At 57.7% G+C, this 22,381-nt stretch carries 16 protein-coding genes and 1 pseudogene; 9 read left to right on the forward strand and 8 right to left on the reverse strand.

Features of this window, described 5'->3' with window-relative positions:
- Positions 1-1,351 precede the first annotated feature (1,351 nt).
- Both HHL24_RS30295 and HHL24_RS30300 read left to right on the forward strand, forming a co-directional pair.
- Positions 1,352-2,311: a right-handed parallel beta-helix repeat-containing protein gene (locus HHL24_RS30295; RefSeq protein WP_329606769.1), complete on the forward strand. Its 960-nt coding sequence runs from the start codon at positions 1,352-1,354 to the stop codon at positions 2,309-2,311.
- A 65-nt stretch (positions 2,312-2,376) separates the two neighbouring features.
- Positions 2,377-2,514 (forward strand): annotated as a pseudogene (locus tag HHL24_RS30300) (hypothetical protein); the annotation flags it as partial.
- Between the two features lie 39 nt (positions 2,515-2,553).
- Here the strand turns inward: HHL24_RS30300 and HHL24_RS30305 are convergent.
- Positions 2,554-4,104, reverse strand: a complete 1,551-nt coding sequence (locus tag HHL24_RS30305; protein ID WP_169489014.1) for a methyl-accepting chemotaxis protein — start codon at positions 4,102-4,104, stop codon at positions 2,554-2,556.
- 269 nt (positions 4,105-4,373) lie between these two features.
- Between HHL24_RS30305 and HHL24_RS30310 the strand changes: the two genes are divergently transcribed.
- Positions 4,374-5,474: an MraY family glycosyltransferase gene (locus HHL24_RS30310; RefSeq protein ID WP_169489015.1), complete on the forward strand. Its 1,101-nt coding sequence runs from the start codon at positions 4,374-4,376 to the stop codon at positions 5,472-5,474.
- 65 nt (positions 5,475-5,539) lie between these two features.
- On the opposite strand, the gene HHL24_RS30315 is transcribed toward HHL24_RS30310, so the two are convergent.
- Genes HHL24_RS30315 through HHL24_RS30325 form a run of 3 tightly spaced genes read right to left on the reverse strand, consistent with a single transcriptional unit; the run spans position 5,540 to position 9,431 of the window.
- Positions 5,540-7,426, reverse strand: coding sequence for a polysaccharide biosynthesis protein (locus HHL24_RS30315; protein WP_169489016.1), 1,887 nt, complete (start codon positions 7,424-7,426; stop codon positions 5,540-5,542).
- A gap of 11 nt (positions 7,427-7,437) precedes the next feature.
- A complete protein-coding gene (locus HHL24_RS30320) occupies positions 7,438-8,460 on the reverse strand; it encodes an MraY family glycosyltransferase (protein ID WP_169489017.1) in 1,023 nt (340 codons plus the stop codon).
- An 11-nt stretch (positions 8,461-8,471) separates the two neighbouring features.
- A complete protein-coding gene (locus tag HHL24_RS30325; RefSeq protein WP_169489018.1) occupies positions 8,472-9,431 on the reverse strand; it encodes an NAD-dependent epimerase/dehydratase family protein in 960 nt (319 codons plus the stop codon).
- A gap of 483 nt (positions 9,432-9,914) precedes the next feature.
- Here HHL24_RS30325 and HHL24_RS30330 point away from each other — a divergent pair, with 483 nt between their 5' ends.
- From HHL24_RS30330 to HHL24_RS30350, 5 genes are read left to right on the forward strand one after another with little or no spacing between them, the layout of a single operon-like run.
- Entirely contained in the window at positions 9,915-10,907 is a 993-nt protein-coding gene (locus HHL24_RS30330) for a glycosyltransferase family 4 protein (RefSeq protein WP_169489019.1), read from the forward strand.
- A gap of 14 nt (positions 10,908-10,921) precedes the next feature.
- Positions 10,922-12,874: a glycoside hydrolase family 99-like domain-containing protein gene (locus HHL24_RS30335; RefSeq protein ID WP_169489020.1), complete on the forward strand. Its 1,953-nt coding sequence runs from the start codon at positions 10,922-10,924 to the stop codon at positions 12,872-12,874.
- Positions 12,875-12,898: 24 nt separating this feature from the next.
- Positions 12,899-13,831, forward strand: a complete 933-nt coding sequence (locus HHL24_RS30340; protein WP_169489021.1) for a phytanoyl-CoA dioxygenase family protein — start codon at positions 12,899-12,901, stop codon at positions 13,829-13,831.
- Positions 13,832-13,890: 59 nt separating this feature from the next.
- Positions 13,891-16,221: a glycosyltransferase family 4 protein gene (locus tag HHL24_RS30345; RefSeq protein ID WP_169489022.1), complete on the forward strand. Its 2,331-nt coding sequence runs from the start codon at positions 13,891-13,893 to the stop codon at positions 16,219-16,221.
- Complete coding sequence (locus HHL24_RS30350; protein WP_169489023.1) at positions 16,218-17,285, forward strand: glycosyltransferase; 1,068 nt, start codon at positions 16,218-16,220, stop codon at positions 17,283-17,285. The genes HHL24_RS30345 and HHL24_RS30350 overlap by 4 nt, the downstream gene beginning before the upstream one ends.
- Positions 17,286-17,375: 90 nt before the next feature.
- On the opposite strand, the gene HHL24_RS30355 is transcribed toward HHL24_RS30350, so the two are convergent.
- Genes HHL24_RS30355 through HHL24_RS30365 form a run of 3 tightly spaced genes read right to left on the reverse strand, consistent with a single transcriptional unit; the run spans position 17,376 to position 20,020 of the window.
- Complete coding sequence (locus tag HHL24_RS30355; RefSeq protein WP_169489024.1) at positions 17,376-17,966, reverse strand: histidine phosphatase family protein; 591 nt, start codon at positions 17,964-17,966, stop codon at positions 17,376-17,378.
- 7 nt (positions 17,967-17,973) lie between these two features.
- On the reverse strand, positions 17,974-18,981 hold the full coding sequence (locus tag HHL24_RS30360) for a glycosyltransferase (protein ID WP_230417626.1): 1,008 nt from the start codon (positions 18,979-18,981) through the stop codon (positions 17,974-17,976).
- A 49-nt stretch (positions 18,982-19,030) separates the two neighbouring features.
- A complete protein-coding gene (locus tag HHL24_RS30365) occupies positions 19,031-20,020 on the reverse strand; it encodes a glycosyltransferase family protein (protein WP_169489025.1) in 990 nt (329 codons plus the stop codon).
- 525 nt (positions 20,021-20,545) lie between these two features.
- Here HHL24_RS30365 and HHL24_RS30370 point away from each other — a divergent pair.
- On the forward strand, positions 20,546-21,559 hold the full coding sequence (locus HHL24_RS30370) for an acyltransferase (protein ID WP_169489026.1): 1,014 nt from the start codon (positions 20,546-20,548) through the stop codon (positions 21,557-21,559).
- A 46-nt stretch (positions 21,560-21,605) separates the two neighbouring features.
- On the opposite strand, the gene HHL24_RS30375 is transcribed toward HHL24_RS30370, so the two are convergent.
- Entirely contained in the window at positions 21,606-22,367 is a 762-nt protein-coding gene (locus tag HHL24_RS30375; protein ID WP_169489027.1) for a class I SAM-dependent methyltransferase, read from the reverse strand.
- Positions 22,368-22,381: the final 14 nt, after the last annotated feature.

The raw sequence follows: 22,381 nt of genomic DNA on the forward strand, positions 1-22,381 counted from the left end.
GAGAGGAATATTTCATTTATCGGCTCAGAGAAGGACAAATTGTCTTCTGACGATTAGATGCAGGGAGCTATCGCTTTTTTCCGCCGAATCTGCCGTGTTTCAAGATTGAAACGTTTTTTTGCGAATATAATTCGTCCCTATCGAATCTTATGTAGAAAGATCTACCGCACACTTCGATGCAGTTCCATTGAAGCAGGCGGTGCGAGTGCCCTCGTGTCGTTCGCACGACCGGTTGTGTAGCGCGACCTGTCGCGTGCGCGGTCGGGACAGGTCGCTGCTGTGAATAGGTGAACAGGTTGTGCCGGCGCGCTCGGAATGAGCGACTCGGTTGCAGTACCGCCGCGTGACCGGTAACGGTTCGTAGCATTCGCATTGAGCAGAATTGCTCACCAAAAGATCGTAGTCCTTAGTGCCCGCGATTGAACTTGCAGGCACGCCATACCTGTACTTCCGGTACTTTCTTTTTGCCAACAACAAAGGATAAGTATGACTTCAATACGATTAATTCGTAGTACGAATAAATTTATAGAGTCTTCTGGAAAATCACTTCCGCGTGAGAAGCCCTCGAAGATGCGCACCGAGAATTGCGGTCGCTGAATCAGGTCGCGGGCGGAGATTAACTCATCGCACGCCTGGCCGAAGCGCGCACTGCACCGCGCGTGCAGATTTCGACTGGCGCCAAGGCCGCACAGATGCCGGATAAGCAGGCGTAGATCCACGCCTGTGCCGTGTTAACGGCTCTGCCAAAAATGTGTTTCAAGTTCGGACTCAGCGGTCTGCTGACGTTCAAGGACGCGCTTGCAGCGATGCAGCGCGGAGCTTAAGTCATCGCTGCGGCGGGAACGCTCAATTCACAAGGGGCACAGCAGGTCGGAGAACGAGCCACTCGTTAGCGAAAGCTATGGAGTCTGGCGTCACGCCTGTTGCTGACGGCATTGCCTCAGGAATTCGCCGCAAGCAGACGTTTTATTCCCTTCACCCATATGCCGCCTGCGGGCGGCTTTGTTAAATTTTGAGATGTGTTATGAAGCTTAATTTACCGACTACGACGTTGACCGCCCTTCTTGTTTCGTGCTCCTTTCTTGCTGCATGTGGCGGCGGCGGTAGCTCCGATGGTGCTGATGCCGCCGCTACGGCGAATAGATTGCGCCGGCCGGGATCGACGCAACCAACGGCGCCCGCATCGTCACCGACGGCTGCGTCATCCGCAACGCCTGCATCATCGACAACGCCGACCTCCGGTGTAATCTCGATAACGCAGTCACCGTACAACGCGGACCCCACCGGCAAGACGGACAGCACCAACGCTATCCAGAATGCGTTGACTGTCGCAGCGACGAATGGCAGTAGCGTGAGCATTCCGGCAGGGACGTTCGTCTATTCGAACGTGCTCAATGTGGCTGGCATCAAAGTCTCGGGCGTCGGCAAAGCCTCAATCCTGAAGGCGACCAACTTCAACAACCAGGCTGTTCATTTGACTGGCACCGGCGCGTCGCTATCCAACCTTGCGATTACGAGCGCGGCCACGACCCGTTTGAGCCCGTACCAGACATCCGCGGTTTGGATCGACGGCGCCACGAACTTCAACGTTCAGGGCATCACGATCACCGGCTCTGCCAGCGTTGGCATTTTTAACGCGGGAGGCCAGGGCGGCACAATCCAGAACAACACGGTGCAGAACACCCTGGCCGATAGCATCACGAATACGAACGGCGCGAACGGCACCCTCATCACCGGAAATCTGGTCACCGGCTCGGGCGATGATGGCATATCGATCGTCAGCTATTCGGGTTCACCTATCGTCCAGAACATCACCGTCAAGAACAACACGATCAACGGTCAGGTCTGGGGCCGCGGGATGTCAGTGGTGGGCGGCAACAATATCACCTACACCGGCAACATCGTGGACAACACCGATTCATATGCCGACATGTACATATCGTCGGAATCTGAATACAACACCTTGGGCGTAGCTAACGTAACCGTCACCGGCAATACCTTTCTCCATGGTGGCGCTTCTCAAGGCACGGTGACGGTCTACAACTCTCAAGGGGCTACCTACAACATCACCGGCGTGAACGTAAGCGGCAACCAGATTGTCAATCCGGGCTTTGTTGGTTTCCAGTTCGTAGGCAACGGCACCGAGACCGGGACGATCCAGAACAGCACCTTGTATTCGGCGCTCGGGTCATCTGCACTGCAAAATAACGGCAATTCAAAATCGAGTTTCCCTGTCACTGCCACGACCGTGGCGTCGGTGCCCGCTTATACCACCCCGGTAGCAGCGGGTGGTGCTGGCGCCACACAATAAGATCGTTAGCCGATCGGCCCCGCTAAGGCGGGGTTTTTTCGCGTGTTGTGTCCAACCGTATTGCGCCTGCGAGGATCACGCACCACCTGAAGAACCCGGGCAAGATCCCGCTCGAGCTAATCGAAGTGCAATCCGGCGCCTATCTCGGCGAAGATGACATTGTGCGAGTCGAAGACACGTATGGGCGTGGGGAGAGGGCATAGCGCTCATATTCGGGGGTAATCCGTTGAGATCCGAGCGCTCTAGTCCGCCACCCGAAACACCGCGACAGCATCACGCAACGCAACCGCATGCTCTTCCAGCGATTTCGCCGCCGCAGCAGCCTCTTCGACGAGCGCTGCATTGTGCTGTGTGACCTCATCGATCTGTGAGACCGCCTTGTTGACCTGTTCGATCCCGTCGCTCTGCTCGAGCGCTGACGCCTCGATCTCATTCATGACGCCCGTGACGCGTTGAACCGCGTCCATGGCTTCGTGGATCGTCTTCTGTGCGTCGGATACGAGCGATGCACCCTGCTCTACCTTGGCGGCCGATTCGCCGATCAATTCCTTGATCTCTTTCGCCGCCGAGCCGGAGCGCTGCGCGAGGCTGCGCACTTCCGAGGCAACGACCGCAAAGCCGCGCCCCTGTTCCCCCGCGCGGGCTGCCTCGACGGCCGCGTTCAAGGCGAGGATGTTGGTCTGAAACGCGATCCCTTCGATCATGCCGATGATCTCAGCCACCTTACGCGACGATTCAGTGATCCCGTCCATCGTTTCGGTGACGCGCGACACCACTTCACCACCACGTGTCACCGTATTCAGCGCGCCCTGCGCCAACAGGTTCGCCTGCTTCGCGTTGTCGGCGTTCTGCTTCACCGTCGCCGACAACTGCTCCATGCTTGCCGCGGTCTGCTGAAGCGCCGCCGCCTGCTGCTCGGTTCGCGACGACAGGTCGGCGTTACCCGAGGCAATCTCGTTTGCGCCTTGAGTAATCGCAGTCGTACTTCCTCGCACCTTCGCAACCGTCTCCACGAGGCCATCGCGCATTTTGGTCAGCGCGCCAAGTAACTGGCCCATCTCGTTGCGCGACCTGCTTTTGATTGCGATCGTCAGATCACCCGCGGCGATGTGCTCGAAGTGTTTGATGGTCGCATTGACTGGCTTGATCACCGCTGCCGACAAACCGATGCGCGCCATCACGCCGATCACGATGGCAATCGCGCCAATCGCGGCGAACAGTAGCGTCGCCACCTGGAAGCGTTGGGCTGCCGTCTCGGCCTGCTGGCTCTGGCTACCCATCTGCAGGCGCTCGAGCGCGTCGATGGACTTCGAATAGGCCGCGTAGAAGGCGTTCGCCGTTTCGCCCTGGATGTTGCGGAAGGTGTTGAAGTCGAAGTCAGTCAGCGCCTTGAACTCAGGCTCGATTGCCTTATCGACGAGCGCGCTGCGCGCCTGCTCGACGTTTTGCGCGAGCTTCTTCTCATCCTCGCTCACGAACGGACCGGCCATGTAGTTGCTGAAGTCGTTGTTCGATTCGACCAGCACCTTATGCGCGGCCGGCAACAAGTCGTCCGTTTGCTTTCCGACGCTGAAGAGCGTCTGATAGGAGCCGAGCGCGAGCTGCACTTGCAGCAGCTTCTCGGAGCTTGCCTTCAGATGTGACAGTGCTACGGCACTGTGCTGCGTTTCATCGAGACTGCTATTCGCGAGCTTCAGTGCGCCATAGCCGACGCCGATTACGGTCAGCAGAAAAGCAACGAACACGCTGATCACTAGCGTCAGGCCGCCACGAATGGTGATGTTGTTAAGCATTGGGTCTCCAGAACGTCTTATTGATCGGCAGCGAACCCCGCGATGCGCCGGCGACCACCTTTTTCGCCGGCAACTTACACTTCGCCGCATCCAGGTTAACGGCCTTCCGGAGACCTCGTTAAATAGGTGAAATCCATGACAGGCAAGGGTTTGCGGGTGGCTTAAGCCTCACTATCTGGGATTTTTTGCGTAACCGGAGCAAACAGCGCTTTTCAGAGCGGCATGCGTTTCGTTTGTATAATTCGGCGTCTTCGCTCAGGCCCACTTTCATGCTTAGTTTTGCGCTCGGCTTTCTCGTTTCACTGCTGATCACGCTGTTGATCGTGCGCTATGCGCATTTGCATGAAAAATTCTCCACCGATACCGATCTGGCCGGTGTGCAGAAATTCCATGTGCGCCCCGTGCCGCGCATCGGCGGCGCCGGGATTCTGATCGGGCTGATCGTATCCGCCGTGCAACTGCATCACGCGTATCCTGCGGTATCGGGCGGCATACTTGGGCTGATCGCGTGCGGCATGCCGGCGTTCGGCTCGGGATTAGTCGAGGATCTGACCAAGCGCGTGTCACCGCTCGCGCGGCTCGTCTGCACGATGGCGGCCGCCGCCCTCGCCTACTTCCTGCTGAATATCGCCGTCACGCGCATCAGCGTGCCGCCGCTCGACTTTCTGCTCTCGTATGCGGTGATCTCCTGCGCGGTCACCGTGCTGGCCGTCGCGGCGCTCGCCAACGCGATCAATATCATCGACGGCTTCAATGGCCTCGCATCGATGGTGGCGTTCATGATGTTTGCGTCGCTCGCTTACGTCGCGTTCCAGGTGTCCGATCCGATCGTGCTGTCGGCATCGTTCATGATGATGGGCGCGGTGCTCGGCTTCTTCATCTGGAATTTTCCGGCGGGGCTGATTTTCCTCGGCGACGGTGGCGCGTATTTCATCGGCTTCATGCTCGCCGAGCTGTCGATCATGCTCGTGATGCGAAATCGGGATGTGTCGGCGTGGTATCCGGTGCTGCTTTTCATGTACCCGATCTTCGAGACCTGCTTCTCGATCTACCGGAAGAAATTCATTCGCGGGATGTCGCCGGGGATTCCCGACGGCGTGCATCTGCATATGCTGGTTTATAAGCGGTTGATGCGCTGGGCGGTGGGGGCGAGGACTGCGCGGGAGTTGACCCGGCGAAACTCGCTGACGTCACCGTATCTCTGGTTGCTGTGTCTGATTGCGGTTGTGCCGGCGACGCTGTTCTGGCGGCATACGCTGCATCTGTTCTGTTTTGTGGTGGTGTTTGCGGCGACTTATGTTTGGCTGTATATGAGTATTGTGCGGTTCAAGTCGCCGCGGTGGATGGTGGTGAGGAAGGGGAAGAGGTAAAAAAAGGCGCTCAGGCGCCTTTTTTAATGCATGCCAACAACGGGAACCCGTATCGCGAGTGAGTTCTAGGAAGCCCGCGTGACTGATGTAACGTTGCCGACACTACGCAGCGCGGGTGCAGTGGCCGGTTGATATTCTGGTACCCAGCGGCGCAGATCGCGGCGAACTTCGTCGTCGGTCGGGACGCGGTGCTGCATCAGCCAAGGCAGCAGGTTATCAATGAAGCTGTCCGGCACCTCACGCGCCCGCGCGATACGCAATTTCGGATGCGGCGTACGGGTAGTCGTTTCGTCGTCTGCCAGCAGTTCTTCGTACAGCTTTTCACCAGGACGCAGACCGGTGAACACGACGCGAATCTGCTCTTCAGTAAAACCGTAAAGACGGATCAGATCATGTGCGAGATCGGCGATCCGCACCGGCTTGCCCATGTCGAGAATGAAAATTTCGCCGCCATGCCCCATGCTCGACGCCTGCAACACTAGTTGCGACGCCTCCGGAATCGTCATGAAAAAACGGGTGATTTCCGGGTGCGTGACTGTCACCGGACCGCCGCGCGCAATCTGCTCCTGAAACTTCGGGATCACACTGCCGGCGCTGCCGAGCACATTGCCGAACCGAACGGTTTCAAACTGCGTGCGTTTTGCACCCTGCTGCAACGCTGAACAAGCCATCTCCGCCAAGCGCTTGCTCGCGCCCATAACGTTGGTCGGATTCACAGCCTTGTCAGTGGAAATCAAAACAAAATGGGCGACGTCGTGACGAATCGCCGCGCGTCCCACTCGATAAGTGCCGAGCACGTTGTTGCGCACCGCCTGCCAGCTATTCACCTCTTCCATCAGCGGCACATGCTTATAGGCCGCGGCATGAAAGACAATATGCGGGCAATAACGCCCCATCACCTGGTCAAGAAGCAACGAATCCTTCGCGTCGCCTATGATCGGCACCACGGATACTTCTGGATATTTATCGCGCAGCTCTTCGTTGAGGCGGTAGATCGAAAACTCGGAGATATCGAAGGCCACCAGTTGCACCGGGCCGAAGCGCAAGATTTGCCGACACAGTTCGGAGCCGATCGAACCGCCCGCGCCAGTCACCATCACGACGCGATTTTTAAGCAGCGCTTCGACGTGCTGCGTGTCGATCGTTACCGGATCGCGTCCTAGCAAGTCTTCGAGATCGATCTGGCGCACACGGGACAGGAAAGCCTGGCCTTGCGTCAGCGGTGTCAGCGCCGGTAGCGTCATCGCTCGTACGCCTGCGCGCACGCACAGCGTGGCAATGCGGCGATGCGCCTCGACCGAAGCCGAAGGCACCGCGATGATCACGTGCTCGACCTTCATTTCAGCCGTGATTTTGTGCAAATCGCTGATGGCGCCCAGCACGCGATAGCCGTAGATTTCGCGCCCCTGTTTGACCGGGTCGTCGTCGAGCAAACCCGCGAGACGCCATTCGCCCGACCGTTTCAGCTCGCGCACAAGGTTTGCGCCCGCATTACCCGCACCGAGCACCAGCACAGGTTTGCCCTGCCCGACGAGGCCGCCGTAGCGATAGAACTCTTTCGCAGCGCGGTATAACGCGCGCGAACCGCCCATTGAGAGGAACAGGAGCATAGGCGAAACGATCAGGACCGAGCGTGGCACGACGGGGGCCGGCTGCAACAGCGCCGAGCCGATGACCACGACCACTGCGCCGACGCCGATCGCCTTGGCGATTCTCACAAGGTCGGGCAAGCTGGCAAAGACCCACATGCCCCTATACAGCCCGTAGCTGCGGAACATTACCGCGTAGATCAGTAGCACCCAGACCAATGCGTGCAGACCGCTCGACCAGAACTGGGCCGGTACCGGTCCGTTGAAACGGATCACGTAGGCCAGCATCCAAGCCAGAGCCACCGCACACAAGTCGAACGCAAACGCACTGAACGAAAGCCATCGGGCTTTGAATCTTCTCATTGCGCAGAACCTCAGGATTGCCCGGAACGGGACAGATGGCGCCGCCAGTAGCGATCAATGCAAAGCCCGGCGAGCACAAGCACAGCAGCCCATGCGACGACAACAAGCCATTGATAAACCACAGCAATACCCAGTGCCCACAAAGCAAGCATTATGCCCGCGACCATGAAGAAATACCAAACTCGCGCCGTTGGTGCGTGCCCGAAACCGCCCTGCACCAGTCTTTGATAGTAATGTTCGCGGTGCGCCTGCCAAAATTTTTCGCCGCGGAGTAGCCGTTTAAACAGGGTAACCGACGCGTCGCCAATAAATGGGGAAAAACTGACCGCTGGGAACCAGATCGGCCAAACGCCTTCGCGCCAGCCCCAGTAGCCAAGCGCGCCGGCCAGAAAACCCAACGGAATCGAGCCCGCGTCGCCGAGAAAAATCCGGGCGGGGTGAAAATTGAACAGAAGAAAACCAGCTGCCGCGCCCGCCACCACCAGACAAGCCAGCGCAAGCGCGCGGTCCGGATGGGTCGAAATGGACGCGGCGATCGCGTAGCCGCCGAAGCCGAACAGTGCCATGCCACCGGCGAGACCGTCCGACCCATCCATGAAATTGTACAAATTGACCATCCAGACGAGTAAAAACGCCATTGCGGCCAGTACCCACCAAGGCGCGTCGGCCGGGTAGACGACGACCAGCGCCGCCACGGCTACCGCGTGGCCGCCAAATCGGACTCGCGCGGGCAGACCGCGGCGGTCGTCGATTTGCGACAACGCGGCTAGCAGCGCCGCCAGCAGCGCAGGCAGCCACAGCGCTGGTGCCGCCAGCCAGATAAGAGTCGCGGTCACCGGCACGATGCCCCAGCCGCCGACCCGTGGCGTTGGACGCGTGTGCAGCGAACGGTCGTTGGGGATGTCGGTGGCTAGACGCCAGGCGAAGCCGCTCCGGAGCAGAAACCATAGGATTCCCGCGCACGCGGACAGCGCTAATACGCCCCAAAGGAGCAGGTGCACGACAGGTGCGGCAAGGAATGAAGCGATCGGCATTGAGGATGGGTTCAGTGCGTAGAGCGATACCAGGCAGCTGTCTCCAGCAGGCCATGTTCGACGGTATGAGGTGGGTACCAGCCGAGGCGCTCGCAGATGTGAGAGCTGTCGAGACGCAACTCGCCGATCAACCGGTCGATCTGGGCCGAGCGGCCGGTGAGGCGGCCGGCAAGGCGCAGCAAACCGACGGGAACCGGTATGAGGCGCGCCGGCGCGAGCAGTTGCGTGGCGAGCGCCCGGGCCAGCTCTGAGACGCTTAGATCGCGGCCGTCGGTGACGTGGAAGGTCTCGCCGGCGGCGCGCGGGTCGGTTGTGCAGTGCACGAGTGCGTCGGCCAGATTGTCGACGAACACGAGGCTGCGACGGGCTGCAATTGAGCCGAGCGGCAACGGAACGCCTTTCGCAATGGCATTCATCAGTTGCAGGAAGTTGGCGCGCACGCCGGGGCCGTAGACCAGTGGCGGGCGCACGATCACGATTTCAAGGCCCGATTCACGGCCGTAGTCGATCAGCGCACGCTCGGCTTCGAGCTTGGAGATGCCGTAGGGGTCTGTGGGCGCGGGTTCGTCTGCTTCGGAAATAGGTCGGCCGGCGCTGCCTTCCCCGACCGCTTTGATGCTGCTGACGAAAACCAAACGGCGCGCGCCAGCGCGGCGGGCGGCAGCAGCGACGCGCAAGGCGCCTGTGACGTTCGTCGAGCGGTAGGCGGCGAGCGGGTCGGACACTGTATCGTTGAGCAGATGGACACGAGCTGCAAGATGAATGACGCTGTCGCAATGCAAAGACTCGGGCCAGGCAAAGTCCAGACCCTGAAAGTCGTCGTGATCGACGACCCATTCATGCACGCCTTCGCCTGAACCGCCCGGACGCCGCACCAGACCCGTAACGGCATCGCCGCGTTGCTGCAGCGTGCGCGACACCGCCTTACCGACAAATCCGTTAGCGCCGGTGACGAGGACATTCTGGCTCATGCGGTTGTGGACAGGCGAAAATCGGACCCCAGTTGGTCCATGCCGGCGGACGGGGCCGGCATGGCAAGGCGGCGGGCAGGTTGTGAGGTACGGTAAAATTCGACCATCGGAAATCGAGTGCGGTTCTGGTGCACCATTGTAAGGCCGATCGAACGCTGCTCCGAAATCGGCGGATTTCCGCTGTATCATTCAGGGTTACCCGATCGCGAAGCGCCGCGGGAAGCTTCGGTGCAATTCCGTGGCCTGCTCTACCGCCCTCCCAACGGGGGTTTACTGAGCCGTTGCCGCGGACCGCGCCAGAAACACGAGAACACATCACCGGCGTCCGTAAGCTTTTCGTCAAGTTACAGCGCTTCGCCGCGTGCGCTGGCTATGAATCCGTCGCAGAAGAATTTTCACCCGACCGCCTTCGAGGGCGGCACATTGGGGATACCGGTGGGTCGCCGGCATCCTGAACCTTAGGTCATACGTAGAGCATTTGATATGAAAGTGTTGTTCGCCACGTATCCAATGGCTTTCCACACTCCAGGCGGTGGCGAGATCCAGTTGCTCGCTTACGAGAAGCACCTCCCGCAACATGGCGTCGAGGTGAAGCTGTTCGACTCTTGGAAGCCCTGCTTCCTTGACCACGATGTCATTCACTTCTTCTCGTGCGTCGGCGGCTCGTCGCATTTCTGCGCGTTCGTCAAGCGCCTCGGGTTGCCGCTGGTCGTGTCGTCCAGCCTATGGATTACGGAAGAAACGAAGCATCTCTATCCGATCGATGAAATTCGCGCTCAGCTCGGTCTTGCCGATCGCGTCGTCGCCAACTCGGAGATTGAATGCGATACGCTCGCCAGCGTGCTGAATCTACCGCGGGAAAAATTCGTCACGGTGTACAACGGCGTTGACGACGTATTCTTCGAACGGCCGCGACCCGACCTTTTCCGGCAACACATTGGCAGCGATGCGCCGTTCGTGTTGAACGTCGGCAACATCGAGCCGCGCAAGAACCAGCTGCGCCTGGCGCAAGCAATGAAGTCCCATCCGGATCAGAAATTGCTGCTCGTGGGTCACGTACGCGACGAAGCCTATTTCAACGAAGTGATGCAGGAAGCCGGCTCACAGGCAACCTATGTCGGGCCCCTGCCGCACGACTCCGAACTCTTGCGCTCCGCCTATCAGGCCTGCTCACTCTTCTGTTTGCCGAGCACGCTCGAAACCCCCGGTCTCGCGGCGCTCGAGGCAGCCGCACAGGGCACCCCGCTGCTAGTCACGTCCGAGGGCTCGACACGGGAGTATTTCGCGGACTACGCGACCTACGTAAACCCGAACGACAGCCACGACATCGCGCAACACATCGCGCAAGTGCTTTTGAAAACCGGCGCTGGCCACGACCGTGCAAGCCAGCGTGCAGCCAGTGCCTTGGGTAAGGAGTTTTCGTGGGCCACCACGACTGCACGCCTCGCCCAAATCTACAATACGTTAGTGAAGTGACGAAGGGAAACGGAATGAACTTTTACGAAGACAAAATTGATTTGGTAAATCAATACATGCAGGATCGATTCGATCAGGCGCAAGGCGTCAAGGGATGGAACGTCAGGTACGTCCCTAAGGCACTTGATTTTGTCGACGCTGAAGCGTTGGACATCAAGGCCATCGCCTTCTATCTTCCACAGTTTCATCCGATTCACGAAAACGACCTATGGTGGGGCAAGGGCTTCACCGAGTGGACCAATGTCACGAAAGCGGTACCGCAATTCGTCGGCCATCACCAGCCACATCTGCCGGGCGAACTCGGTTTCTACGATCTGCGTATTCCCGAAGTGATGCAGCAGCAAGCCGAACTCGCCAAGCATTACGGCATCACCGGCTTCTGTTTCCATCACTACTGGTTTGGCGGCAAGCGGCTGCTGGAAAAGCCGCTGCAAAACCTGATTGAGCATAAGGAAATCGACATCAAGTTCTGCGTGTCTTGGGCCAACGAAAATTGGTCGCGTCGCTGGGACGGGCTTGAAGACGATATCCTGATCTCGCAGAACCACAGTCCCGAAGACGACATCAACTTCTTCGATTCGCTCGTCGAAGCATTCCGCGACGACCGCTACATCACGGTCGACGGCAAACCGGTGCTGATCGTCTACCGCGTGACCCTGCTGCCTGATGCACATGCCACCGCCGAGCGCTGGCGTGCGCGCGCACTCGAAGTCGGCCTGCCCGGCGTCTATCTTGTCGCTGCGAAGTCGTTCAACATTACTGACCCAACCGTATTCGGTTTCGATGCCGCCGTTGAATTCCCGCCGCACCAGTCGCACGCGAAGGAAATCACCGAGCAGCACACCGTCATGAACCCGACGTACAAGGGCAAGATCTACGACTTCGAGGAAGTCGCGAACCGCCTCGGCAAGATCACCTCCGAAGATCATCTTACGTTCAAGACGGTGATGCCCTCGTGGGACAACGAAGCGCGCAAGCCAGGCGCCGGTTTTTCGTTTGTCAAGTCCACGCCGCAGAACTACGCGAAGTGGCTAAACGACGCCTGCAAGACCATGATGCAGCACAAAGACGAAGACAAACGTCTGGTGTTCATCAACGCATGGAATGAGTGGGCCGAAGGTGCGCACCTGGAACCTGATCGTTACCACGGCTATGCATATCTGCACGCCACAGCGAATGTGCTGCGCGGCTATCGCAAGAAAACGGCTGCCGACAATTTCTACAACGAACACAACGCGAAGTTTGCCAAGAAAAGCCATACGGCCGTCGTGCTGCATTTGTACTATGAAGACCTCGCCGACAGCATGATTGCGTACATCAAGAACATCGGCAGTCCCGATGTCTTTGTGACGTTCAAGCAAGGCGTCGACCGGGCGTATCTGGACAAATTCATCGACAGCGGCCTGAATACGTATCTGCTTCCGGTCGAGAACATTGGCCGCGATATCCGGCCCTTCCTGATTGCTTATGGCGAAGTGGCCAAGCGCGGTTACGACTATTGCTGCAAGCTGCATACGAAACGCTCCCTGCACCGTGTCGACGGTGATACGTGGCGTTCGTCGCTGCTGGGTTGTCTCGCCGGGTCGGAAAGCTGCGGCAAAAAGGTCATCGACTATTTCAGCAAAAACAAGGAAGTCGGTTTGCTCGCACCGAAAGGCTCGATCACAGACCTGTCCGTACCTGAGATCCATCTAGGCAATGTCAGTTGGCTCGACGCGATTCTCGGCAAGATCGGCGAAGACTCGCTGATTGGCAACTACAACGTCCATTTCCCGTCCGGTTCGATGTTCTGGTTCAAGGTCGATGCATTGCAGAATCTGCTCGACCTGAAGCTGGAGAACGAAAGCTTCGAACTGGAAACCGGTCAACTGGACGGCACGCTGGCTCACACGATCGAGCGTCTGTTCGGCGTCTTCGCGAGCAAGAAGGGATATCAGATTCAGGAGATCGACGTTGCAAACCTGTGACGCCAGCCAATCACGGAGGCGCCCGTGATTTCCAATAGGAACTTCGTCGATCTAGAATTCGGGCGAGACAACGGCATTCGTGAAAAGTCATTTTCTCCCGCGCTTTTGCACGTCCTTGACATCGTCAACCAAGGTTATACGGTGGTGCGCGGCACCAGCGCGCAGTTGGCCAAGTGCGACGTGACACGTGCTGCGTTTGCTCGCTTCAAGCAACGCAATCCTCAAGTGTGCGAGAGGCATGCTGACGAATACGGCCACTTGCCGCCGCTCGCCAATCTACACGGCGGGCTGCCGGAGTTGATCAATCTGTTCTCGACGCACACGCTGATTCTGGAAATCCTCGACCACTTTCTGGAAGAAGGGGTGGTGTTTTCGTCGTCGTACACCGAGCGAAGCTCAGCGCACGACGCCGAGCGTGATGCCCCGATGTTTCGTACCGAGCCCGAGCATCTGTACATGGGCTTGTGGTTCGCGCTCGAAGACATGGATGATCAGAACGGCTCGCTAACGCTCGTTCCGAAGGCGCACGCGCTTCCTGAGCTCGATCGCGAAAAAATTCTGCGCTCCGTATATCAACCCGGCAACAAGATCGACCCGCACTCGCCGGAACTCTGGAACGCATATCAGGCCGAATTGCGCAAGCAATGCGAACAGGCTGGACTTGCCGAACAAGCCATCTTGGTCAAAAAGGGCGACGTCGTTGTCTGGCATCCTGACATGCTGCACGGCGAAGCGCGCGTGGCAGATCCACTGCGGACGCGCCACGCACTCGTCATGCAAGTCACCCCGCCCGATATCCAGATCGGACTCCAAGACGTTTTCTACGGTGGTCGCACGCTGCCAGCAACGCAAGCTTCGTTGCTATACAAAACGGCTGGCACGCGGCGCTACGTCGATCATCAGGCAGTAGGGTTTGGGCAGCAGGTCGATTACCCAATCTCCGATCTTTCGTTTTAGTTAGGCAGGGAGATCGGCGCTGTGGCTCCGATCATTCCAATAAAGAGATAAAACATCTGATGCATCGAACCGACTGGCTTGAAGGTTTCGGCCACCCGTCCGCAAGCGTTGATTTCTCGCTCCCCAACGGAATTTATTTCCTGTTGGAGTTTCTGCCTGAATTGCAGCAATACAGCGAAAAGTCATTGCAAGACCGGCTCGCGCTCTATTTCTGGTGGGAGGCCATCGGCGCGCGCTGCTATCCGGATTTCAAGTGGGTACTGCGCGAGCAGGATCGCGCCTGCCTCGACGCGATCGACAACGAGGTGCTGTGCAGTTCCTTCACGACGGCGATCGGCTTCTGGCTCCGGCACACTGATCCCAGCAGTCTTGAACGCCCCAGCCTAATGCGGTTGTTGTTGAGCCCGCCGGCGGAAGATCGAGACGAGCAGGTCAAGCTGCCCTACTTTCTGCATGTACTCCGGCAGGACCGCGACGACTTGCAGCGCGACTTCGATCTCGGCACACCTAGCAGCCGCCTCGCCTATCTGCGCTGGTGGGAAACCCATGGCGCGGTCGAATATGCGCGCGCTAACTGGTCAACGAGGGATATCGTCGAGGAGCTGTCGGTACTCGAGGTGAACGATGGCGCGATACTCGCGCAGCCGCGCATGCTCAGCGTGATCTGGCGCCACAGGACAGGTCTGCAGCAGAACTACGCGATTCATACGCTCGCTGGTCAATTAGCCTATCTGGGCTGGTGGCAAGAACACGCCACAGATTACCCTTCGCTAAGCTGGTCGCCGCGTGAGGTCTTCGACAGATTGCTCAAGCTCGAAATTGCTGAAGGCACGGCACCACTCGCGCTTCCCCATCTGCTGAATCTGGTCTGGCAAGAACGGGAGGATTTGCACACCCATCTGGACCGCTCCACGTTCAAAGGCCAGTTTGCTTTCGTTCATTGGTGGCAAGAAGAAGGTCAGTCGAACTATCCGGAAAGCCAATGGTCCGCCGACGATCTGTTCGAAAAACTGATCAAGCTGAAAGCGGCGGAGTTCATCGAGGGAATCGAACTCCCTTATTTCATTGAGCTCGTCTGGAACGAACGGAGTGATCTGACCACGGCATTCGACCGCGCCACGTTCAACGGCGTGCGCGGCATGATCCATTGGTGGAATGAGTCTGGCAGGCACGAGTATTCGCTGCTGCGCAACGAGCTGGTTGAACCGGATGGCGTCCATGTCGGGTCAGTCGTCCAATTCGCCACGCAAGCGAACCTATCTGAGCGCGCGTATCCTTTTGGCGTGAACGTCATCGGCTTTCCGCAAGGCATCTTGGGTTTGGCCGAAGACGCTCGCATGATGGGTCACGCGCTCGAACTCGCCTCTGTGCCCCGCGTGTTTATCAACGCGCCGATCGCGGGGCCCGCAAAAGTCGACACAACAGTCAGCCGTCTGCTGACGCTTGATCAGAAGTACCGCGTCAGCGTTTTTTGCCTGCCGCCGCCCGAAATGATGCGGCTCTCACTCGAGGGTGGGCGCAATCTGATCGATAGCGCCACCTACAAGGTCGGCGCCTGGCCGTGGGAACTGCCTCAGTGGCCGACTGCGTTCGGGCGCGTTCACCAGTTCGTCGACGAAATCTGGGCACAAAGCCGCTTCGTGCAGACGGCTTTCCGCAAGCTGGGCGACACGCCGGTGCATCACATGCCGATGGCCGTCGACATCCCCGCTCCCACGCAGCGTGTGCGCGGACGCTTTGGTCTGCCGGAGGACGACTTCCTGTTCTATCTGATGTTCGACGGCAATTCGTGGCTCACGCGCAAAAATCCGCTCGCGGGCGTACAGGCGTTCCAGAAGGCTTTCGATGCATCGGTTACCGGTGTCGGGCTCGTTATCAAAGGAATGAATATCCGCGAGTCCGATCCGATCTGGAAACGTATTCGCGACATCGCCTCCCGCGACCTGCGTATTCACATAGTGTCCGAAAAGCTGACGAGGCAGGACTCGATCAACTTTATGGCATCGCTTGACTCATACATCTCGCTACATCGGAGCGAAGGCTTCGGGCGCGTCATTGCGGAAGCCATGTTGCTCGGACAGCCGGTGATCGTCACGAACTTCTCGGGCAATGTCGACTATTGCGACGCAGAGACTTCGTTCCTCGTGGACGGTGAACTGGTGCCGTTACGCGCCGGCGACTACCTGTTTCACGAAGGGCAATACTGGTGCGATCCGGACGTTGCGCAAGCCGCGCAGCAGATTCGCCGCGTGTTTGAAGACGTTGAGGCACGCACCCGGATTGCCACCGCAGGGCAGCAACGTCTGCGTCAGGATTACTCGATCGACGCCGTGTCGCATCGTTACGCCACGCGCATGGCGGAAATCGAAGCGGGAACACAAAACCAATGAAGCTATTCATTTACGCGCCGGATATTTTCGCTGGCGATGCCGTAGGCAACCACTGCTTTGGCATAGCCAGATCGGCGATGCGCAGCGGCCTGGACGTCGAGCTCTTCAGCCAGCGCTTCGACCCGTCGGCACGCACGGTCAGTCACGTCGACCAGTTGTTCGCGAGCATAACGGCAGACGACACCCTGTTGGTCAGCTATTCGATTTACGACGACCATCTCGACCGGCTATTGGCCATGCCGTGCCGCAAGCTGTGCTATTTCCACGGCATTACCGATCCGGAGCTATTGCGCACGTTTGAACCGCAGACAGCCGAGCTATGCAGCGCCGGCATCGCACAACTCCCCGAGCTCAAGGCGTTCGACGTACTGGCCGCCAATTCGAGCGGTACGGCCACGGAATTGAAGGCACACACCGGCAGCGCTCAGGTAGCAGTGGTCCCGCCGGTATTTGCCGACATGCCCGCCTTCCGCTACGAGGCAGCCCAACGCGACTACGGCCGCCGCTCACGCAATCTGCTGGTGGTGGGTCGTGTCGTCCCGCACAAGCGGCTTGAGGACGTCCTCGCCGTCGTGGCTGAGGCAAGAACTCAAGGCGCCGACATCACACTGACCGTGGTCGGCACGATGCCGAACTACGAATATTCGAAGTATCTGTTCAACTTCGGCCGCGAGCTGGGCGTGCTCGAGCATGTGAGCTTTGCTGGCATGCTGGACGACGGCGATCTGTTCTACTGCTACGACAAGGCAGATGCGCTCCTGTCGATGAGTCTTCATGAAGGATTTGGCGTACCCGCGCTCGAAGCAATGTATTTCGGATTGCCGGTGTTCGCCCACAGCGGGACGGCCATCGACGAAGTCGCCGCAGGCGTCGGGGTGTTCCATAAGGAGGAGTCGCTGGCTGCGTTTGCGCACAGCTTGTCGGAACTGCTACTCGATAACGCGTGGCGCCAGCGCCAGGAGACGGGGGGCAAAGCCCGGGCGCTCGAGTTGCTGGAACAGGCCAGCGATAGCGTCTGGTCCAATCTTTTCACCCAGGCGACGAAGACGTCGAGCCGCGCATAACGCGCACTTTGCTACTGGCCAGCGCTACTGCAGAAAAATATGCCGCCCGCACGACCAATTTGAATCGAGCGGACGGCAGACGCCGGCGACTCACGACAGTCCTGCGATCTCGAGATAGAACTTTTTTGTATGTTCGTCTTGTCGGAACAAAGTTATAGAAGCATTCGGCACCAGTACGTTTGGAAACAGCGACAACGGTATGTTCAAAAGGTACTGAGAGATAACTGAGATCGGGCCGGCATGACACACCGCCGCGATTAGGCCCGGCGTATCCGAATGTCGGAGGAATTCCTCCTCAAGCCAATTAACAGACCGTGCGGCCAATTCGAGGTGTGACTCTCCGTCCTCGTAACGATCCGATAGATGTTTTCCGAACTCAGGAAAAGTGCGGCGGAATTCGTCGGCTCGCCAAGTCGCAAACCGTCCAGCATTTGTCTCTCCCAAGCGCCGGTCAACGGTCCAACCGCACTTGTCCTCGAAGAGCACTTCAGCGGTCTGCAACGCGCGGTTCCACGGACTGCAATACACTCGGTCGGGCGATAGTCCACGGCTTTCCATGACGGAACGCAGCTTCGCAGCTTGCTGCAAGCCATATTCCGTTAGGATGTCCTGCTCTGTCGAGTTCAGGAGCCCAGCGATATTTGCATTCGACTGACCATGACGAATTAAAAGAAGATCCATAGTAAGCCTAGTTATGCGAAGACATGGGAGCGGGCAAAGCCTTCAGGAACATGCTGGAGATGCGCTGAACACTAAATCGTTCGAGCACGTCGGCATAGGAATTGACGCGAATCGTCTGCCGCAACTCCGAGTCGCGAAGCATTTCTTCAAGTGCTTGTTGCCAACTGTCAACAGTATTGGATGCAATGTACCCCGTCAGGCGATGCTTCACATTTTCTCGATACGTTGGACAATTTGAATAGATTGCGGGGATACCGAGGCTTCCGTAATCAGCGTATTTAATAGGAGACTTGCACGAATTGAAGAACAAAGTATCAGGGTCCTCTTCCGCACCCAACGGAACAATGGCGAAGATGTAGCCCTCGTCTCGAATAGCCTTTTTATATTCAAGATTTCCACGACTTCCGCGATGCGTTACCCGCGGAATCGAATTCAGTTCGGGAAACGGATCGCCCCAGAAGTCAATTGATAGAGATTCGTTTCTCTTCAGGAAGTCACATAGGGTTGAAAAAAACTCTTTCCTGAACTTGACCAGCTTAATGCCGTCGAGGTTGGAAAATATAATCTTCGGTGGCTGCTTCTCTGTCCAAAGTTCGGGCGATAGATCGAAAGCTTGATGGTCGAACCCATTGGGAATGGTCAGTACATCGGAGCGCCGCACTCTGCGCATCCGCTCTTGCAGCAACTGATTTGACGCGGTTGCTGCGCTGGCTTCACGAATCATTGCCAGTACGTTGTAAAGCACGTCCTCATTCATTTCGAGGACGCTCCAGGAGGGTAGGTCAAGAAGCCAGTCATCCAGGTCATAGATCGTGTGGAGGCCAAGCTCGTTTGCCATCCGCATGATCTTCAATGACAGGTTCGACACGTGCTTGTTGAATAGCACCACATCGAAGCGATGCAAATGACTGATCCCTACCTCTTCCTCGGATATCTGTTCCCACTCGATAAGCTGATGCCGCTGCATATATGAAAGCAGTGGCGCAAACCTCGCACCGATAGTGCGCGACTTCATTCGCCCATCGGTCATGGACCGCCGCTGAACAACAAGCAGGCGGGGAATCTTAATAGTTTGTGAGGCCGGCATCGATCAAGTGTTTGATTAGGTCTGTTGCAACCGTGCTCGACGAGTGCCGTGCATAGATGCGTTCGTAGTTGCTTTCGATCTTTTCGTCCCTGTTTCCGTCAGCCAACGCCGCTTGAATTGCAAGGGCAATGCCGGGTGAACTGGTGGAAGCGGTGTACCAAACATTGTCGTCAAAATGTTCGCGCTGCCAATCCCCGTCGAGCATGACTAGTGGCCTCTTCATGAATGCCCCTTCCAGACACGAGCGCCCGGGTGGATCGAAGCTCGGCTCGGCAACCAACACAGCGTTCGCGAGCGCAGACCGCAGGAGTGCACTGCAAGGCTGTATGAATGGTAGAAAATGAATGCCGGGATGCGCTTCGCCTACGCACCGCTTGTAGTATTCCTCATCCCTGAATCCGCCCGCCATCAGACCATCCACTTCAAGACGATTGAGCGCCCGGATAAGTTCGAGCTGGTTCTTGACGGGCTCTATCAGGCCGAGACATAGAACGTAGTCGGACACGTCGCACACTGCCGGAAGTAAATCTTTATCTACGGGCGCCAGGAATCGGTCAGAAATTCCGGACGCGACCACCGAACACTTGCGGAAATCAACCGAAATGCGCGCGGCAAAGTGGTTCAACTCCGTCACGGACTTGAAGAGCAAGCGATCAGCACGCTGGATGATGGATTCAATCCGTGAGATTTCCGCCGCGTCGGGAGGCGTCAACCACCAGACATTTGGCCAGAGAAAGAGCTTCTTGCCATGCTGAACGGTTTCGCGAATGATTGCCTCTCCATCCGCGTGAACAGAAAAGTGCATCACCGCATCATAAAAGCGCAGCGGCCGGCTACGTATGCCGTAGATGTCTGCCTGCACACCCGCATCGGCGAGCAACTCGGCGACCTGCACGAGCTCCGACTCACCTCCGCCGCTAGTCATGAACGCGGTGCTATGAGTCGTGAGGAGAATTTTGAAATGCATTAATTGCGGGCTCCTTCTCGGTTCGTCCAGTGTCGTGGGCGCTGGTGGCCGTGCGCGTTGACAGCTCAAACCAGAATTTCGCCGGTTGCCTACGAGGTTGACCCCAAACCATTGTCGGCAGGGCACCGATTTTACGCCAAATTGCAACGCAACCGGCTGCCGCAAAAGTTTCACGCGATGTGAAAGTCTATCCAAACGTAAGCGCGCGGGTGTCGCGCATCAACGGCCACGGCCGCCGACAGTGACGGCGCAAACACGCAGTGCAGCCCGCGGACGGCTTACCCGAATCGACCACCCGGTAGGCGCACATAAGCCGAGGAACCCTTCCCGTGGAAAACGGACTTGGCACTTGCGTTTCGACCCGCGCTTAAGCTGCCTGCCGCGTTTCGATGGTTGGATTTAACCCAAGCGAAACGCTCGCAGAGCCGAGTGATCAGTTCATTACCATCCCTCACCAAATGTATAATCCGCAATTTCGAGATAGATAAGACCTTCCAAATGCGAAACGCAGGCGGGACAGAACCGATGGGGCGCGACGAGTCGCTCGATTTCGTGAAGTTCGTCGCGATCACTTTGGTGATCATGGTTCATGTTTCCGCGCCGGGTTTCGTGCAATTTGGTCCGCAATGGAAGGCGGCGCTCCTATACAGGGGACTGTCATCGATATGCGTACCCCTGCTCTTCCTCGCCACGGGCGCACTGCTCCTGACGCGCGACGCGTCACCCGCCTCGGTGTTCAGACGCGTAAAGCGGATCGCAATCCCTGCCTTCCTCTGGTCCTGCGTCTATCTGGCGCGCGCGACGTTTATCGAGCACGGCATAGTCGGCAACTGGATTGTTCGAATTCTCACTTATCCCGCAGCCGTTCACCTTTGGTTCGTCTACACGATCATTGGGTACTACGCGTGCCTGCCGCTGTTCTCCGGCTTCTACAGGAATTCAACCGATGCGCAGAAGCTGCTTGTCCTAGGGGTGTGGTTCATCGGAACCAGCATCAATCCGTTTTGTTACGGTCTGTTCGGCGCGGCGCCACTTGGCATCGACTTTTCCTTCCTGCCGCTCTACGCCGGCTACCCGATTCTAGGGGCGATGCTTTACGGACGATTTAGGCGCGTCGACGGCAGCGGCCTTGTTGTGTCAGCTGTGGTCGCCCTGATAGCTCTCGGCGTGACGATCTTTGGGGCGCGTGCATCGGCTCTCTCTCACGGCGTTCCGACGATGGTGTTCTTTGAATATTCCTCACCCACCGTCATTGTTGCCTCGGCCGCGTCGTTTATAGCGCTTCAAGGTGCATTCGATCGGATCGAAGGCATCGTTTTCCGACGCGCTGTCTCCGCGGTCGCGAAGCGAACCATGAGCATCTATTTCGTGCATCTCCTGTTTGTTCAGGCCTTTTTCTCGCTTTCGCACCAAATGATGTTCAGCAACCAGGCCTGGAGCTTCTACCTGATCGCTTGCGCGGCTGCTCTTGTGACGTCGACAGTCATTGTGATCAGTATGCAGAACATGCCGGGCGTGCGGATCATGTGCCCGGATTAGATAAACTAAGCCGGATCCAGAAATGGATACAGCAGCATTGGCAGCACTAGGCGAACGAACGAGGATTCCATGCGTGTAAAGAGCCATTACATGGCTTCCGGATCACGAAAACTTCGTTGAACTCTGCGTCGATACCCTTCGAACGATCCATCAGCCGGTGCGTCTCGACAGGCACATCGCCCGCCCACTCACTGAGCAAAAGTTCGAAGTCGTAACCGTATTCCCATGTGACGAGCGAGCGCCCGCCATCCGCAGCCGAGTGATATTGTGGCTCGTACAGATGCTTGATTTCGCCATCGATTAATTGAGCGCACTGCCGTGTATGGGTGATCCATTTCTGCTTCGGGGCGGTAAAGACGTGTGCGCCTCCGGGGCGTAGAACTCGCATGATCTCAGCGATAGCCCGGTCCGGCCGGAAAACGTGCTCCAGCACGTCCTCGGTAATGAAAAGATCGAACGATTCGTCGCGAAAGGTCATCGCTTCGACATTTTCGCATCTGGCGCCTTTGCAGATACTGCCCAGAGCAATGCCGGCTTCATAAACCGAACGCGTGTACCTCTGCGCATATCGAGAGGTGAAGTCATTAACCGGCGAACATTCGTGGATTTCAGCGCTTTCCCAGCCGGGGAATTTCGCGTCGAGAACCAAGTGGAGATGCCTGTTTCTCGGGATCGAACGGCATTGGAGGCAATAGTAATTGTCTCGCAGCCAGTCACTTTCCGATCGGAAAGTGACCGTGGATCGGCAGCAATGACAATAGCCGGTGTTTTCCAAAAACGGCTGGCGCACCACCAGATCACGATCCATGAGCATCTCCCACA

Origin of the sequence: Paraburkholderia polaris, from assembly GCF_012927345.1 — a bacterium.
In the GTDB taxonomy this organism is placed as follows: Bacteria; Pseudomonadota; Gammaproteobacteria; order Burkholderiales; family Burkholderiaceae; genus Paraburkholderia; species Paraburkholderia polaris.